The following is a 13,165-nucleotide window of genomic DNA, read 5'->3' on the forward strand; positions in this document are numbered from 1 at the left end:
CCTCGTGGGACGCGCCGTCGGAAACGCTCCTCTGGACACCGACCGACGTTGTGAGGGAATCGATCTAACCATCGGTGCACCTGCCTCGAACGGCGGACTCGGAGTCCGGCGAGACGGTGGACCGGAGCACTCGTGGTCGGATGCGCGCCCGACCGGAACTCTGCGGTGCCCAATTGTCCGCGTCTGTTCCACTACGACCGCACGGCCCCCGGCTCTGGGTCCTCGATCATGTCTAGCTGAGCACGAACGTGCTTCGGCCAACTGTCACCTTGGATCTTCTGCGCCAGAGGAGTGTGATCGAAGAGCCAATCCCTTACTGGCCTAAGCAGTTTCGGGACGTGGTGGAACATCTTGCCCGCGATGTACGCCTCCTGCGTCACCTTCGAGGTGTGAGGCTTCCTCCCGTCCTCGAACATCTGCAAGGCGCTCGAGACGGCTCGTGTATCGGACAAGTCCGTGGCCGCCAGAGCGCGCCCGAGGAAATATCCGTCTTCGATGGACATTCCGGCGCCGTAGGCCGCGTACGGACTCGTGGGATGTGCTGCGTCGCCCACCAGTGTGACTCTGCCCTTGGACCACTGCTTGCGCGGCGGCCGATCACGGATCTCCCAGCGGTGCGTGTGTCGGCGTTCTGTTCGGGCGATGAACGACGGGAGCGGGTCGGCGAAGTGGCCCACCTTCTCCGCAGCATAATCTTTCACATCTGCGTCGAACTTCTGCGAGGGATCCCAGGCTTCGAGAACCCACCACTCGTAACCGTTCTTGCCCTCGTGGCGGATCGGAGTCCAACTACCTTGAGTGGTGCGGTCGTGGGAGAAGACACCCCGTGTGCCGATGGGGTCGTCGGTGAAGAAGAACCCACCCAACAGGTGTAGACGATGGTGCCGGATGGGCTCGACACCCCACAGGCCCGCACGTACCTTCGATTCGATTCCATCGGATCCGATCAACAGGTCGGCCGCGTATTCGGAACCGTCGTCGAAGTGCACTGTCACCCCGTCGCCGTGATCGACGAAACTGGACATCTTCTTGTCTAGGTGCAGAACTCCGGCTGGTAGCGCATCGATCATGCGCTTGTAGAGACCCCATCGCAGCAGCCCGATGAAGCCGCCTTGGTATTGCTCCACGATGTCCGCCGGGATGATGAAGTCGGCACGTTTGTGCCCGTCGTACCGTTGCAACTGGGTCAGCGACGCCGCCCCCAGGTCGGTGGTGTCCACGCCGAGCACTTGCAGAACTTTCTGCGGTGCCGGCCACAGGTTGAGGATGTTTCCCGCGGCCTTTATCTCCGGATGTCTCTCGAACAGGGCGACGTCGAACCCCTGTCTGGTCAGTGCCAGAGCCGAGGCCAGTCCGGCCGGCCCGGCTCCTATGATCGCCACGCGGCCTGCGCTGCTCATCGTGTTCCTTTCGAGTGTGGACATGGTGGAAATTTGAGGGTCGGCGATGACGCGACGAGCCGCCTCGATAGAACTGGTATTCGACGTGCGCGGCGAGGGGCCATCAGCTCCACACGAAAAATTCTGGGTAACAAGTCGTTTCGCTCATCACTGCACAGACGCCGCGAAACGTTCGAACCGTGTCACTCATCGCGTACCCGGTTCCTGGTGGTGGACGCGCGGATCTTGCGGCGGCGACTGGTGTGGGCGCACACCGTGGCGACCGCAATGGAACAGCGCACCGATCGAGACGTGGAAGTGCGATTCCGGAATTTGGCCGTCCGACACCCCGTCGGCTGTCCGTCACATGCGCCGAGGTCCGGTGCCGACATGAGGTGGACAAGACGACGTCGCGGGTGACGTGTCGTGAACTGCTGGATCAGACGGGTGGCGCGGTGTACAGACCCTTGTCGGCGTCGTTGAACATCTGGCTGCTCACCCATTCGTCCATCGGGTTCGAGGTACCCCATTGATCGGAGGTCTCGGGGTCGGCAGTGTCGTAGATGCTGGGATGCCAGGTGTCCTCGTCGAGCTGAAGCAGCTCGGTCGTGTACTCCATGATGTTGCCGTTCGGATCCCGGAAGTAGGAAAAAGTGTTGTCTCCGGCCGCGTGCCGGCCGGGTCCCCAGATCTTCGGGATCTCTGCGCGCATCAATCGTCCAGTGGCGAACATGTATTCGTCGAGGCCCCTCATCTCGAATGAGATGTGGTTCAGCGAAGTGTGCGGGCACCGCGATACGGCCATGCTGTGGTGCTGGGGCCCGCACCGCAGGAAGTACATGAGCCCTCCCAGGTGCGGGTGGTCGAGCGTGTCCGACAGGCGGAACCCGAGATGCTTCTCGTACCATGCCACCGTCTTCTCGGGTTGCGGTGAGTTGAGTACGACGTGGGACAGGCGCACGGGGATCGACTCTCTGACCTCGATCTTGCGGTGCTTGCGCACGGCGACGTCCGCGGACGCCTCGACGACTCGGCCGTCGCCGTCGAAGAAACGGAAGCCGTAGCCGCCGCCCGGGGTGTTCAATGCTCCGGGCTCGGAGATCAAGGTGACGCCGCCGGCGATGAGGGACGAGGCGAGTGCATCGACTGCCTTCGCGTCGGTGACGCCGAAGGCAATCAGGTCCAGTCGCTTGTCGACGTCGTCGCGGACGCGAACGATGTACTGTTCTGGCGATCCTTCGGCGGCGAAGTAGGTCAGACCGGACTCGGTCTCGGTAGCGGTCAGACCCCATCTCCCGCCGTAGAAGTCGACCTGCTTGGCGAAATCCGGAACGGCGATGTCGACGTGGCGAAGATGGGTGATCGGACTGAAGGTCATGATTCTCCTGAGGGGGTGGGAGTCTACGACTGCGGCGCGGGCGTGGGCGTGGGAAGGGTGGAGCCGTCGATGGTGAGTCGGACGGACGGGATCATGGTCACCAGGTCGGCGAGATCGCCTGTGGTGTCGGCGATCCCGAGGACGTAACGGTCTGGTCGCAGCACTGCAGCCCCACCCCCGGTTCCCGCGAGTGCGGTAACGGCCATCGGGTCGGTGACCACAGCGGTGTGGGCGTCCTCGGACAACGCGCGCCGGATCGTCGACGGCAGCGCCTCGAGCATGGTGGTAGGCGCAGCGACAAGGAACCGTGGACCGACCTCATCGTCCAGGCGCCGATCGTCGGCGAGCCACGGCTGGGATGCCAGAACTCCGGCCCGTGGATCTCGGTCGCCGATGTGCAGGCCGGGGCCCAGCGGGGACGGGGGCGGTGGCGCAGACGCCAGGGGGTTCTCGCGGATATGGGCATCGCGATGCGCGGCGACGTTCGGGTCGGTCGTCTGCAGAATCTCGGCCATCGTCGCAGCCTGCGCGACCCAGTAGTGGGCGTGGGGCTTGCGTTCGCTCTCGTAGGTGTCGAGCAGATCCGGTGAGGCGGTTCCGGCGGCGACCAGTCCGATCTTCCACGAGAGATTGGCGATGTCGCGCATGCCGGCACAGAGCCCCTGCCCGAAGAGAGGGGGCGCCTGGTGGGCTGCGTCGCCCGCGAGAAACACGTTGCCCACTCGCCACCGAGTCGCGACACGTGCCCGGAACGTGTAAATGGCGATGCGGTCAGGCGTGAATCGGGATACGGGGAGTGCGCCGCAGCTGATCCGCTCCAGTGCTCGGGGGGTGATGATCTCGGTCGGGTCGTCGTCGGGCATGACCTTGAACTCCATACGAACACGGTTGCCGGGCAGTCGAACCCAGAGGGCTGGACGAGAATGGTGACCGAGGAAGACCATGTCGCCGTCGATGGGGTACGCGTCGCCGTCACGCTCCAGGAGACCGTCCACGACGAGCCACGGGTCGTCGTTGCCGAGTTTCTCGGTCTCGATTCCTGCGAGTCGTCGTACCGTGGACGTCGCACCGTCTGCTGCGATGAGCCACCGTGAGGTGAGGACGTACGTATGTCCGTCTGCGTCGCAGACCGTGCTGTGCACGACGCCGTCTGCTTGCTCGAAGCTCGTCAGAGTGGTGCCCGGGCGCAGTTCGGTGCCGGGGTACGACATCGCCTTGTCGCGAATCAGGTGTTCCATGTCGGGCTGATGGAACATCACGTCCTCGTGCCACCCCTGCGGTCCGAGAAAGCCTGTGGGATAGGAGAACAGCGTCTCGCGGTCCTCGTTCTCCATGCGCAGGGACTCCATCGGCTTGCAGACCGACATTGCCTCGTCCGCGACCCCCAGCGTCTGCAGGCTGCGCATGGTCTCGCCGTCGAAGTGCACGGCGCGAGCCTGCGTCCACACCGACGGTTCGCGGTCGACACAGATGGCGGAGACACCCGCCTGGCCGAGTCTGGCGAGCGCGCTCACCCCCACGGGGCCACCGCCAATGATCACTACATCGCAGTCCACGATCACTCCTTGCTGTACTAGACGTCTCGTATCGCTGAAGCTAGCATAGGGCGATGCGACGCACATCACAATCACCCAACGAAATTTCTTTCGATCACCACTACCCCGAAGAGGTGTGGGTCCTGTGACCATCACCCAGTCGGTGTTCGTGGTTCCGGCGCTGCTCGCTGTCGCGCACCGTCAGGGCTACTTCGACAGCCACGGAGTCGACGTCGCGACGGTGCACACACCCTCGTCGATCTCGCAGCGCACGGACCTCGACGACGGCGTGGTCGAGGTGGCCGTGACGGCGACCGACAACCTTCTCGCCTGGAATGCGACCGGTTCCGACGTGGTGTTGATCGGGCAGATCGAGACCACGACCGATCTTGCGCTGACGTGCCGTGCCGGACTGGGGTCGCCGAAAGACGCGGGCAGAATCCGTCTCGCTGTCGACGCCCCCACCAACGGGTTCGCCATCGTGGCCTACGCGATGCTCGCCGATCCGGCACTGGCGGCCGGCTACGACGTGGTCGAGATCGGTGGGGTACGTGAGCGTCTGGCTGCGCTCGGAGACGGGTCGGCCGACGTGACTCTGCTGGCACCACCCCTGGATCAGGCCGCGATGGAGCAAGGGATGTCCGTCGTGCGACGGCTCTCGGACTGGCTGCCGTCGTACCCGGGTCTCGGCCTGGTCACCACACGCCGGTCGTTGAACCACTCCCGCGACAAACTGCAGCGATACGTGTCTGCCCTCGTCGAGGCCAACGATTGGATGCGAACCGCGACTGCCACCGACCTCACAGCGGCACTCGCAGAGTCCGGAATCGGCGGGGCTGCAGCAGAGTCCGTGGCGGCACGAATCCCGTCATCGTTGGCGCCCACCGTCGACGCCTTCCATGTACTCGAGACACTGCGTCGCGGTACCGGCGCGGTGATCGACGGTGTCCCGTCCGCGGAATCGATGGTGGAGACCGGGTTGGTCGACGACGCTCACCGATAGGGAACCGCGAGCGGGTGGCAACAGCGTGCGGACTGTCGCCACCCGCGTCTCGTCATGCGATAGACGAGGCGACCGCGTCAGCGGCAAGCGCAGTCCGCGTGCGAGCGATCTCTTCCGCTGATTGTGGCTCGGTTCCGATGAGTACGAACAACATTCGAGCAGTGGTCTCGGTGCGATTGGACCAGGCGTGCGAGGTGGCGCGCTGGACGACGACGTCACCCGCTCGCAACGTCGACTCGTCGCCGTCGAGAATGAGGGTCACTTCTCCGCTCAGCACCACCGCGTAGTCGATCGAGTCGGTGCGGTGGAACCAGAAGTGCTTACTCTGTGCTCGTTCCTGTCCCGCATCCTTCTCGGCGTGGCCGTCGAGTTCGTCGAAGATGGCATTCTCTGCTTCGGCGGGGTAGACCGCGTCGGGTGGGAAGTCGACTATGCGCATGATGGTCTCGCCGGTCGCCGGAAACGAGGGAATGGTCGTCTCGGCCGAGGCGGCATCGACGTCCGAGGAGTGGTCGACGGGACCGGCAGTCGTCATCCAGGGCACAGTGGCACCGAACCCCGGGATGGTCTCCGATGTCCAGTGGTGCGGGGCATTCGCGTCGGAGAGGACGATCGAGCGCCCATCGTCGTCGTGTCCGGTCACCACACGACGCACAGGTGGCCGGGCGTTCACAACGACCACTCCTCGTGGGGGTAGGGGCGAGGGGTGGGCCACCACGGCGCTTTCTCGCGCTCGGTCGACACCGGCGTGCGCAGCGTTCCCACGCCTTCGAGTTCGAGTTCGAGGACGTCGCCCGGTTGGAGGAAGCGACCGATCTCGACTCCGGCGCCGAATCCCATCGTCCCGGACCCGATGATGTCCCCGGGCTGAAGGCGGTCCGCGATGGACACGTAGGCCAGCAACTCGGCCGGTGTGTAGACGAAGTTCTCGACCTTGGTGTCCGACACCACGTCTCCGTTGACGCGGACCTGGCCGACGAGGCCCTCGATCGACGCGATCTCGTCCATCGTGGTGATCCACGGTCCGATGACGTAACCGAAGTCCTTGCACTTCTGAGGACCCATGCCGATGGCCATCTCGGCGCCTTGGACGTCACGCGCGCTCAGGTCGTTGAATATCGTGATCCCGAACAGGTGGTCCAACGAGTTGTCCGGTGTGAGGTCACTGCCGGATCTGCCTACGACATAACCGATTTCGAGTTCCCAGTCCAGCGCATCCGTGTAATCCGGGTACGGCAGGACCTGATCGTGGCCGTACGACTTCGCTGTCGTCCCTTTGAAGTACCCGGGGCGCTCGTACAGCGAACGTGCGGGCTGGGTTTTGGCGACGACGCGATGGAAATTCTGGATGTGGGTTTCGAACGTCAAGCCGTCGCGGATGACGGGCGAGTCGACGGCGGCGCGCCACGACACCTCGTCGATGGACTGCGACGCATCGTCTCCGGCCTCGAGTGCCTGATGAGCTGCGTCCAGGAAGAGGTCGCCACTGCCGATCGCGGCAGACATGCTCGAGGGAAAGACGGTGCGCGAGATCGCAGTCGCACGATCCGGCTCTGCTCCTCGGCGGGCGAGTGTCAGTGCGTAGGCGCGGGCGAGGTCGACGACGCGACCAGCCGCAGTGTCGACAGAAACGAGTCTGAGTTGTTCGCCGTCGGGCGTGGGAACCGCTGTACGTCCCAGTTTCACGTGATCTCCTGATATCGGGGTGCGGTGGCCTCGTGCCCGTCCGGCGCGTGGTGCGCCGGAGGCAAGCGACCTATACGAGTCGTATCGTATAGCTTTTGCGCGTGTCGTCGACCGTTTTTCGACAGCCGGAACAAGATTTGCGAAAACGGCCCGATCGTCGTCTGGAATAGATACGATACGGATCGTATTGAACGGCGGACTTCGCCGGCTCCCCGAAAGGATCCGCATCCAGTGAGTTCAAACAGTCGGCAACCGAGCCGGATGCCCCTCTTCCTCACCGACGACGACGTCGATGCGATGTCGGATTGGGACGAGGCCATCTCCGCGATCAGGTCGGCGTACTCGACGAGCGGAGACGACCGGCGCACTCCCGGACGGATCTTCGCGCAGACCGAGCGGGAGTGGATGCGTATCATGCCGTCGGTTCCGGCCGGTGGGCGCCTGTTCGGCGCGAAGTCGATGGTCGGGTCGTTCGCAGACGGCCTCCACGTCGGTTACCTGATCACGCTGTTCGACAAGGACACAGCCGAGCTCGCGGCGCTCGTCGACGGCAACCGTGTCACCGGGCTGCGCACGGCAGCGACGACGGCCGTCGGAGCGGCGGCCCTCACTCCCTCCCGTGCGGTGACGCTGGGAGTGGTCGGATCGGGCTTCGAGGCGCGCTCGCACGTGGCCGCGTTGTCACACGTGCTCGACATCGCCGAAGTTCTGGTCTACAGCCCGACCACCGCAAATCGAGAGCGCTTCGCTGCGGACGTGACAACTCTGGTGGGCGTGCCGGCACGGGCGGTCGACACGGCGAGGGACGCCGCCGGGTGCGACGTCGTGCTGTGCGCCGCGCGGTCGCGGGACGAGACGCCCACCGTGCTGGCGGACTGGGTCGGACCCGACTCCACGGTCCTCTCGATCGGATCCACGACACCGGCCCAGCGAGAGCTCGACACCGAACTGATCCGACGAGCCTCGATCGTGGTGGTGGACACCGTGGAAGAGGTGGTGCACGGCAGCGGCGACATGCTGCACGCGCGCGCCGACGGCGTCGACGTCGACAGTCTCGTCGTCCCACTGTCCGACGTGCTGTGCACACAGGTCGAGCCGGACCTGCACCGAGGAATTCGCATCTACAAGTCGACGGGCTCCGGCCTCCAGGACGTCGTGGTCGCGGAGATGCTCGTCGACCGCGCACGCGCAGAAGGCCGAGGCACCGTCCTGCCTGTCGGCATCGTCACGAGTCGAAAGTGAACTGAGGAGCCACCACATGCTCGACTACACACCCACCGACGCCCGTTCATGGGCGCGCGGAACCTTCCAAGGAACGATCGCAGTGACCCAGCCGTCGTTCTCGGCCGACTTCACGCGCATCGACGAGGCGGCGATCGCCCACGACGTCCTGAAGCTGAAAGACCTCGGCTTCTCCGGCACACTGCTGGTCGCCGAAGTGAACATCACCCCCGAAGAGAACGCACGCGTCACCGCAGTCGCCCGGGAAGCGGGCGGCCCCGACTTCGCCCTGTTCTTCCATGCCATGTTCCCCACCCTCGAGCAGAATGTTCACGCGGCCAGACTGGCGGAGGCAGCAGGGGTCGATCGCGCACTCCTTGCGTACCCGTCCTCGTTCTGGCCGACGTCGTACGACGAGGTCTTCGACTACACGAAGGCCTTCTGCGACCAGACCGGCCTCGCCACCATGCTCTTTCCCTTGCCAGCGTGGGGATTCGAACGAATTCATCCCGCCGGGATGAGCGTCGATTTCGTCCGACGAGTGCTCGACGGTGTGCCCAACATCGTGGCCATCAAGTCCGAGCAGGGTTATCCGGGAATTCCCGGCGTCATGGAGATGTACCACCACTTCCGCGAGGAAGTCGTCATCTCGTGCCCGATCGAAGCCGAGACGATCCCGCTGATGTCCGCGCTGGACTTCCAGTTCTCCGGCACAAGCAACACCCATTGGATGAGCGACTACTACCCGCGGGCATTCGACCTCGCACGCACGGGCCGATGGGAAGAAGCCATGGAGCTCTACTGGCAGGTGCACCCGGCGCGGCTGGCGAACAGTGCGGTCTCGGCGACCTCGACACCCGGGACCAGCACCATCAATCGCACGCAATGGAAGTACCAGGAGTGGCTCGCCGGCTTCCACGGCGGGGCCCTCCGGCCTCCCGCCCAACGGCTGCCCGACCGGTACATGAAGCAGTTGCGTGCTGCTCTCGTGGCGTCCGGGCTTCCCGTGACCGATTCCCCCGACGAGGACTTTGTGCACGGGCGCGGCGCCGGCGGACACCACTGAGACACGACGAGTACGGAGAAGACGATATGACGACGACTACGACCATGCGGCGCACCGACCTGTTCATCGGCGGCGAGTGGATCGACACCGCCGACGCCCGGATCGAGGTGATCGATCCTTCCGACGGAACAGTTCTCGACACAGTCGCCGACGGCGGCATCGAGGACGCAATCCACGCCGTCGACGCCGCTGCCGACGCGCTGCACTCCTGGTCCGCGACGCCGCCTCGCGACCGTGCCGAGATTCTTCGACGCGCGTACGAAGTGATGGCAGAACGCACCGACGCGTTGGCTGAATTGATTTCCTCCGAGAACGGCAAGGCGCTGGCGGACGCCCGTGCGGAAGTGTCCTATGCAGCCGAGTTCTTCCGGTGGTACTCGGAGGAGGCGGTGCGGAACATCGGTTCGATCTCACTGGCTCCGTCGGGCCGCAACAGGATCATGGTCGAACACCGTCCCATCGGGGTCTGTGTCCTGATCACTCCGTGGAACTTCCCCGCGGCCATGGCAACGCGGAAGATCGCTCCCGCCCTCGCGGCAGGATGCTCGGTGGTGCTCAAGCCCGCCACCCTGACTCCTCTCACCGCCTACGCCATCGCCGACATCCTGTCCGAAGCCGGTGTTCCCGCCGGTGTGATCAATGTGATCACCACCAGGAACACCGGCCCAGTGGTCTCGGCGATGCTGGAGGATCCGCGCGTCCGTCTGCTGTCCTTCACCGGCTCCACCGAGGTGGGGCGAATCCTCCTCCAGCAGGCGTCCGGGCAGGTGCTCAAGTGCGCCATGGAACTCGGTGGCAACGCGCCGCTGATCGTGCTCGAGGACGCCGACCTCGAGGTCGCGCTGGACGGAGCCATGCTGGCGAAGATGCGCAACGGCGGGCAGGCGTGCACTGCGGCCAATCGGATTCTCGTTCATCGCTCCCGTCACGACGACTTCGTGGCGGGACTGGCGTCGCGAATGAGCGCACTCACCGTGGGTTCCGGCGTCGATTTAGCGACCGAGTGCGGGCCCCTCGTCGACGCGAAGAGTGTCGACAAGGTGCACGCACTCGTCCGGGACGCGATCGGCCGCGGAGCCACCTTGGTCACGGGGGGCGAACTACCCGGCGGTCCAGGGTTCTTCTACCCGCCCACCGTCCTGACGAACGTCGACCCCGAGTCGGACATCGTCGCGACGGAGATCTTCGGACCGGTCGCTGCCATCACCACGTTCGACGACGACGACGAGGCGGTCCGCGCCGCCAACTCGTCCGAATACGGCCTCAGCGCTTACGTGTTCGGCCGAGACCTCTCCCGCGCGCTCGCCGTCGCGGGACGACTGGAAACCGGCATGGTCGCTGTCAACCGAGGGCTGGTGTCCGACCCGGCCGCCCCGTTCGGCGGAGTGAAACAGAGCGGTCTCGGGCGAGAAGGAGCACACGAGGGGATGTTGGAATACACCGAGACCCAGTACACCGCGGTGGACTGGTGACCGACATGAACGCACCGGCAGAGACCCTGTCCGAGAGTGGTTCCTGGACACCCCCATCGTCCGGCGCCCGCCACCTCGCGGCATTCACCGACCACCTTCTGCGATCCGGCTCGGTGGATCGTGAGGTGACTGCCGACTACTCGTCACTCTGGCGGTGGTCGATCGCCCAACCTGACGCGTTCTGGCGAGCGTTCGCGTCGTTCTCGGGAGTCGATGTAGAGACTCCACCCGACGTGGCCGTGGTCCCGCACGCGATGTCCGGTGCCGACTGGTTCCCCGGCACCACCGTCAACTACACCGAGCAGGTCTTCCGCGGCCCGCCGCGCCCGGGAAACGCCGTGCTCTCTGTCGATGAGGACGGAACCACCGTCGGGACGTCCTGGCAGGAATTGAGGCGACAGGTCTCGTCGGTCGCCGAATTCCTCCGTCGGTCCGGAGTCGGTCACGGCGACCGGGTGGCCGCTGTGCTTCCCAACCGCCTCGAGGCAGTCGTGGGGCTGCTCGCCGCAGCGTCCGTCGGCGCGGTCTGGTCGGTCGTCGCGCCCGAGTTCGGTTCCGAGGCCATCGTGTCGAGGCTGCGACAGCTCGATCCCGTGGTTCTTCTCGTGACCACCGGATACGACTACGGGGGGGTGCGACGGGATCGGGAGAGTGTCGTCCTCGAGGTGGTCGGGGCGATTCCGAGTCTGCGCGAGATCGTGTGGGTGGGTCCGATGCCGTCGGCGGACGACGCGAGGGGCCGAGAGTGGGACGAGATCGTCTCCGAGGACCCTCCGTGGCATACCGAAAGTGTTCCGTTCGATCATCCTCTCTGGGTCCTGTTCTCCTCGGGCACGACGGGAGTTCCCAAGGGCATCGTGCACGGACACGGGGGTGTTCTGCTCGAACACCTCAAGACCTGGACTCTGCACGCGGACCTCGACCCGGGGGACCGGTTGTTCGTCGTGGGATCGACGAGTTGGGTCGTGTGGAACACACTGGTGTCCGGGTTGCTGCGCGGCGCGACGATCGTTCTCCTGGACGGTAATCCGGCGTATCCGACGCTCGATCGCGTGTGGCAGGTGGCTGCCGAGCACCGTGTCTCCGTGCTCGGTCTCGGTGCCGGCTACGTCCACGCGAGCATGCATGCCGGCCTACCCATCGCGGACACGAACGATCTCACCGCGCTACGGATGGTGCAGGTCACGGGTTCGCCGTTGTCGACCGACGCCTACACCTGGCTCAGGCGTGAGCTCGGCGACTTGTGGCTGGCCTCGGTCAGCGGGGGAACGGACGTGGCCGGCATCTTCCTCGGCGGCGCGCCCACCGAGCCCGTCCGCCCGGGACGACTGCAACCTCCCGCGCTCGGTGTGGCCGCGGCGGGATGGGATGCCGACGGCAGAGCAGTCGTCGACGAACCTGCCGAGTTGGTCATCACCGTGCCCATGCCCTCCATGCCGCTACGCTTCTGGAACGACGAGGACGGTTCGCGCTTTCACGAGTCGTATTTCGCCACGTATCCGGGTGTCTGGAGGCACGGCGACCTCGTCGAGTTCGCCGCCGACGGTTCGTCCGTCATCGTCGGGCGTTCGGATTCCACGCTGAATCGCAACGGAATCCGGTTGGGCCCCGCCGACCTCTACCGCGTGGTCGAGGCGCTGCCGGAGGTGCGTGAGGCGCTCGTGGTCGGTATCGAGGACGCCGGTGACTACTACATGCCGATGTTCATCGACGTTGCCGACGGTGTGGACGACGGCGCAGCGGTCGATGCCGTTCGTGCTGCGATACGCGCGTCGTTGTCGCCGCGGTACGTACCCGACGACATCGTTCCGGTACGCACCATCCCACACACGCGGACCGGCAAGAAGCTCGAGGTACCGGTCAAACGAGTACTACAGGGCGTGCCCGTCGACGAGGTCGTCGACTCCGGGTCCGTCGACGACGCCGCAGTACTCGGCGAGATTCGCAGCGAGATTTCCCGCCGTCGTCCCGGTTGGTTGTCATGAGTGTCTGTGCGGCGGTGCGAGACATGCTGGCTCGCGATCACAGCGCCACCGGCAACGGGATGACGGTCCTGTCGGCGGAGAACGGCAGTGCATCGGTGTCGGTGGTGGTGGACCGCTCGTGGGTCAACGGGCACGGACTCGCGCACGGCGGCCTCGTGTTCAGCCTGGCCGACACAGCCTTCGCCTGTGCCGCGAACAGCCGGTCGCCGGGCACTGTGACCGCCGGCGCGGAGATCGTCTACTACTCGCCGTCTCGCGAGGGTGACACCCTGGTGGCCGACGCCACGGTGCGCCACCTGGCCGGCCGACACAGCCTCGTCGACGTCACCGTACGGCGAGACTCGGTGGTCGTGGCCGAATACCGCGGGCGAGGCGCCGTCGCGCGCCAGCCAGCACAACAGACCGAGCTCGGCGCAGCCGCCGACGACGAGAGAAAGTGA

At 65.4% G+C, this 13,165-nt stretch carries 11 protein-coding genes; 6 read left to right on the top strand and 5 right to left on the bottom strand.

Going from position 1 to position 13,165, the window contains the following annotated elements:
* Positions 1-191: 191 nt before the first annotated feature.
* The 3 genes from IEW02_RS22960 to IEW02_RS22970 all read right to left on the bottom strand — a co-directional run bounded on the left by IEW02_RS22960 (position 192) and on the right by IEW02_RS22970 (position 4,313).
* A complete protein-coding gene (locus IEW02_RS22960) occupies positions 192-1,424 on the bottom strand; it encodes an FAD-dependent oxidoreductase (RefSeq protein WP_308933203.1) in 1,233 nt (410 codons plus the stop codon).
* 394 nt (positions 1,425-1,818) lie between these two features.
* Positions 1,819-2,757 carry a VOC family protein gene (locus tag IEW02_RS22965; RefSeq protein WP_188547363.1) on the bottom strand — a complete coding sequence of 313 codons (939 nt, stop codon included), beginning with the start codon at positions 2,755-2,757 and terminating at the stop codon, positions 1,819-1,821.
* Between the two features lie 23 nt (positions 2,758-2,780).
* The gene (locus IEW02_RS22970; protein WP_188547365.1) at positions 2,781-4,313 is read right to left on the bottom strand and encodes a bifunctional 3-(3-hydroxy-phenyl)propionate/3-hydroxycinnamic acid hydroxylase; all 1,533 of its coding nucleotides are present in this window, start codon (positions 4,311-4,313) and stop codon (positions 2,781-2,783) included.
* Between the two features lie 124 nt (positions 4,314-4,437).
* On the opposite strand from IEW02_RS22970, the gene IEW02_RS22975 reads away from it, so the two are divergent.
* Entirely contained in the window at positions 4,438-5,295 is an 858-nt protein-coding gene (locus IEW02_RS22975; RefSeq protein ID WP_188547367.1) for an ABC transporter substrate-binding protein, read from the top strand.
* A gap of 52 nt (positions 5,296-5,347) precedes the next feature.
* On the opposite strand, the gene IEW02_RS22980 is transcribed toward IEW02_RS22975, so the two are convergent.
* Positions 5,348-5,830: a cupin domain-containing protein gene (locus IEW02_RS22980; protein ID WP_188547369.1), complete on the bottom strand. Its 483-nt coding sequence runs from the start codon at positions 5,828-5,830 to the stop codon at positions 5,348-5,350.
* Positions 5,831-5,964: 134 nt separating this feature from the next.
* Positions 5,965-6,981 carry a fumarylacetoacetate hydrolase family protein gene (locus IEW02_RS22985; RefSeq protein ID WP_188547370.1) on the bottom strand — a complete coding sequence of 339 codons (1,017 nt, stop codon included), beginning with the start codon at positions 6,979-6,981 and terminating at the stop codon, positions 5,965-5,967.
* 231 nt (positions 6,982-7,212) lie between these two features.
* Here IEW02_RS22985 and IEW02_RS22990 point away from each other — a divergent pair, with 231 nt between their 5' ends.
* Genes IEW02_RS22990 through IEW02_RS23010 form a run of 5 tightly spaced genes read left to right on the top strand, consistent with a single transcriptional unit; the run spans position 7,213 to position 13,165 of the window.
* Positions 7,213-8,223: an ornithine cyclodeaminase family protein gene (locus IEW02_RS22990; RefSeq protein ID WP_188547372.1), complete on the top strand. Its 1,011-nt coding sequence runs from the start codon at positions 7,213-7,215 to the stop codon at positions 8,221-8,223.
* Between the two features lie 16 nt (positions 8,224-8,239).
* Positions 8,240-9,268: a dihydrodipicolinate synthase family protein gene (locus tag IEW02_RS22995; protein WP_188547374.1), complete on the top strand. Its 1,029-nt coding sequence runs from the start codon at positions 8,240-8,242 to the stop codon at positions 9,266-9,268.
* 26 nt (positions 9,269-9,294) lie between these two features.
* On the top strand, positions 9,295-10,740 hold the full coding sequence (locus tag IEW02_RS23000) for an NAD-dependent succinate-semialdehyde dehydrogenase (RefSeq protein WP_188547375.1): 1,446 nt from the start codon (positions 9,295-9,297) through the stop codon (positions 10,738-10,740).
* A gap of 5 nt (positions 10,741-10,745) precedes the next feature.
* Positions 10,746-12,725: an acetoacetate--CoA ligase gene (locus IEW02_RS23005; RefSeq protein ID WP_229746277.1), complete on the top strand. Its 1,980-nt coding sequence runs from the start codon at positions 10,746-10,748 to the stop codon at positions 12,723-12,725.
* Positions 12,722-13,165: a hotdog fold thioesterase gene (locus tag IEW02_RS23010; protein WP_188547379.1), complete on the top strand. Its 444-nt coding sequence runs from the start codon at positions 12,722-12,724 to the stop codon at positions 13,163-13,165. Before IEW02_RS23005 ends, IEW02_RS23010 begins: the two co-directional genes overlap by 4 nt.

It is taken from the genome of Rhodococcoides trifolii (genome assembly GCF_014635345.1).
GTDB classification, from domain to species: domain Bacteria; phylum Actinomycetota; class Actinomycetes; order Mycobacteriales; family Mycobacteriaceae; genus Rhodococcoides; species Rhodococcoides trifolii.

What these genes read in the sequence shown, in the direction of transcription:
- IEW02_RS22960 (WP_308933203.1), bottom strand. Translation starts at nt 1,424, where the DNA reads ATGTCCACACTCGAAAGGAACACGATGAGCAGCGCAGGCCGCGTGGCG.
- IEW02_RS22965 (WP_188547363.1), bottom strand. Translation starts at nt 2,757, where the DNA reads ATGACCTTCAGTCCGATCACCCATCTTCGCCACGTCGACATCGCCGTT.
- IEW02_RS22980 (WP_188547369.1), bottom strand. Translation starts at nt 5,830, where the DNA reads ATGACGACTGCCGGTCCCGTCGACCACTCCTCGGACGTCGATGCCGCC.
- IEW02_RS22995 (WP_188547374.1), top strand. Translation starts at nt 8,240, where the DNA reads ATGCTCGACTACACACCCACCGACGCCCGTTCATGGGCGCGCGGAACC.
- IEW02_RS23000 (WP_188547375.1), top strand. Translation starts at nt 9,295, where the DNA reads ATGACGACGACTACGACCATGCGGCGCACCGACCTGTTCATCGGCGGC.
- IEW02_RS23005 (WP_229746277.1), top strand. Translation starts at nt 10,746, where the DNA reads ATGAACGCACCGGCAGAGACCCTGTCCGAGAGTGGTTCCTGGACACCC.
- IEW02_RS23010 (WP_188547379.1), top strand. Translation starts at nt 12,722, where the DNA reads ATGAGTGTCTGTGCGGCGGTGCGAGACATGCTGGCTCGCGATCACAGC.